Origin of the sequence: Hydrogenophaga sp. (genome assembly GCF_026125825.1) — a bacterium.
In the GTDB taxonomy this organism is placed as follows: domain Bacteria; phylum Pseudomonadota; class Gammaproteobacteria; order Burkholderiales; family Burkholderiaceae_C; genus Hydrogenophaga.
In genome coordinates, this window is sequence record NZ_JAHCKK010000193.1 from 1 (window position 1) to 2,984 (window position 2,984).

2 protein-coding genes are annotated in these 2,984 nt (G+C 69.5%); both read left to right on the forward strand.

Annotated features, from left to right (window positions below):
* On the forward strand, positions 1-1,262 hold a 1,262-nt coding region (locus KIT86_RS24785), incomplete at its 5' end, for an efflux RND transporter permease subunit (protein ID WP_297403363.1).
* Positions 1,255-2,808 carry an efflux transporter outer membrane subunit gene (locus tag KIT86_RS24790; RefSeq protein WP_297403365.1) on the forward strand — a complete coding sequence of 518 codons (1,554 nt, stop codon included), beginning with the start codon at positions 1,255-1,257 and terminating at the stop codon, positions 2,806-2,808. The genes KIT86_RS24785 and KIT86_RS24790, both read left to right, overlap by 8 nt.
* Positions 2,809-2,984: the final 176 nt, after the last annotated feature.

A 2,984-nucleotide genomic window follows, 5' to 3' on the forward strand; every position in this document is an offset into this window, starting at 1 on the left:
CGGCGCCGGGCAGTTCGGCCGAGGCGCTGGCCGGGCGTGCCTTCGGCGCGCTCTCGGGCATCCGCGACGCCTTCATCTACCCGCTGAGCCCGCCGCCGATTCCGGAGCTGGGGGCCTCCTCGGGTTTCAGCTTCCGCCTGCAGGACCGTGGCGGCCTGGGCCGCGATGCCCTGATGAGCGCGCGCAACCAGCTGCTGGGCATGGCTTCGCAGAGCAAGGTGCTCACCCAGGTGCGCCCTGACGGCCTGGAAGACGCCCCGCAGCTGCAGATCGACATCGACCGCGACAAGGCCAACGCCCTGGGCGTGGGCTTTGACGTGATCAACGCGGCCATCGGCACCTCGCTCGGTTCGAGCTACGTCAACGACTTCCCCAACGCCGGGCGCCTGCAACGCGTGGTGGTGCAGGCCGACGCGCCTGCCCGCATGCAGCCTGAAGACCTGCTGCGCCTGACCGTGGTCAACAACAAGGGCCAGGCCGTGCCGCTGTCGGCCTTCGCCACCACGAAATGGATCACCGGACCGATGCAGACCGTGCGCTACAACGGCTACCCGTCCGTGCGCATCAGCGGCAGCGCCGCCCCCGGCATGAGCACTGGTGCGGCCATTGCCGAGATGGAGAAGCTCGCGGCCCAGTTGCCGCAAGGCATCGGCTACGAATGGACCGGCCAGACCCGCGAGGAAAAGCTCGCCGGCTCGCAGGCCATCATCCTGTACGCCTTCGCCATCCTGGCGGTGTTCCTCTGCCTGGCCGCGCTGTACGAGAGCTGGACCATTCCGCTGTCGGTGATCCTGGTGGTGCCGCTGGGCGTGCTCGGCGTGCTGCTGGCGACCTTGATGCGCGACTACTCGAACGACGTGTACTTCCAGGTGGGGCTCATCACCATCATCGGGCTGTCTGCGAAGAACGCCATTCTGATCATCGAGTTCGCCAAGGATCTGCAGGCCCAGGGCAAGAGCGTGATCGCGGCGGCGCTGGAAGCGGCCCACATCCGGTTCCGCCCCATCATCATGACCTCGATGGCCTTCACGCTCGGCGTGTTGCCGCTGGCGCTCGCCTCGGGTGCCGGTTCGGCCAGCCAGCGCGCCATCGGCACCGGCGTGATCGGCGGCATGCTCACCGGCACGGTGCTGGCGGTGATCTTCGTGCCCATCTTCTTTGTGGTGGTGCGCACCCTGTTCAAGGGCAGCGAGCGCCAGCACCAGCGGGACGCCGAACAGGCCGCTGCCCACCATGGCCCAGGAGCGCAAATCGATGTTTGACTTTCAGAATCCCCCCCGCGTCGCCTTCGGCGCCACCCCCCCAGGGGGGCGCATCGTGCGGCCTGGCGAAGCCCGTTTCGCTGACGCTCAGGATGCCTCGCCTCGGCGCTGGCGCGCCATCGGCTTGACGCTGCTGGCCGCTGCCGCGCTGTCCGCCTGTTCGTTCATTCCGAAATACGAGCGACCTGAAGCACCCGTGGCCTCGCAGTTCCCCGGCCCGCAGCCCGCTGCGGCAGCGAATGCGAAGACGGGCGCGGACATCGCCTGGCGCGAGTTCATTGGTGATGCCCGCTTGCGCGAGCTGATCGCGCTGGCGCTGAAGAACAACCGCGACCTGCGCGTGGCGACCCTCAACATCGAGCAAGTGCGCGCGCAGTACCAGATCCGCCGTGCCGACCAGTTCCCGACCATCGGTCTGGCCGCCACCGGCAACCGCCAGCCCGATGGCAACGGTGGCATCACCAGCGTCTACAGCGTGGGCCTGGCCCTGAGCAGCTGGGAGATCGATTTCTTCGGCCGCCTCGGCGCCCTGAAGGAAGCGGCCCTGGCCCAGTACCTGGCGAGCGAGGAAGCACGCCGTGCCGCGCAGACCAGCCTGGTGGCGGCCGTGGCCAGCACCTGGCTGAGCCTGCAGGCCAACGACGAGCTGCTGGTGCTGACCGAGCGCACCGTGGCCACGCGCGAGGATTCGCTGCGCCTGAGCAAGCTGCGATTCGACAATGGCGCCACCTCCGCACTGGACTTGCGCCAGGCCGAATCTCTGACCGCCGCGGCCCAGTCCGCGCTGGCGCAGCAGCGCCGCCTGCGCGCGCTGGACATCAACGCCCTCACGCTGCTGGTGGGCCAGGCACCGCCGGCCGAGCTGCTGCCCGTGCCACCGGCCGCGCCGGCGCGCAGTGCCAACGCCAACGACGTGGCGGTGCCGACCGCGCCCGCGCCCGCCGCGCCCATGCTGCGCGACGTGCCCGCCGGCCTGCCATCGGACCTGCTCACGCGCCGCCCGGACATCCGCCAGGCCGAGCAGCAGCTGATCGCCGCCAACGCCAACATCGGGGCCGCGCGCGCCGCGTTCTTCCCGCGCATCTCGCTCACCGCGACGGCGGGCACCGCCAGCAGCAGCCTCTCGGGCCTGTTCAAGGACGGGTCCTGGGGCTTCACCATGGCGCCACAGGCTTTGCTGCCGATCTTCGATGCGGGGCGCAACCGCGCCAACCTGGACTCGTCCAACGCCGGTCGCGACCTCGCGGTGGCCCAGTATGAAAAGGCGATCCAGACCGCCTTCCGCGAAGTCGCCGACGCGCTGGCTGGCAGCGCGACGCTGGGCGATCAGCTCAGCGCCCAGCAGGTGCAGGCCACGGCCGAGGCGGAGCGTTTCCGTCTGGCCGAGCTGCGCTACCGCAACGGTGTGGCGAGTTTCCTGGACGTGCTGGACGCACAGCGCTCGCTGTTCGCAACCCAGCAGGCGTTGGCGCAGACCCGGCTGGCGCAGCAGCAGAACCAGGTGAACCTGTACAAGGCACTGGGCGGCGGCTGGGGGCAGGAGTAACCCCCTGCACCGCTGACGCGGCTTCCCCCTAAAGGGGGACAACGCCTGAGGCCCGGCGAAGCCGGTTCCTCGGCGTTTCTGGAGAGGGGCCCGCGCGCTGGCGGTCAGCCCTTCAAGTCGTAAAACCGCAGGATGTGCTCCCACGCCGTCTGAGGATCGTCCACGTACTTGAACAG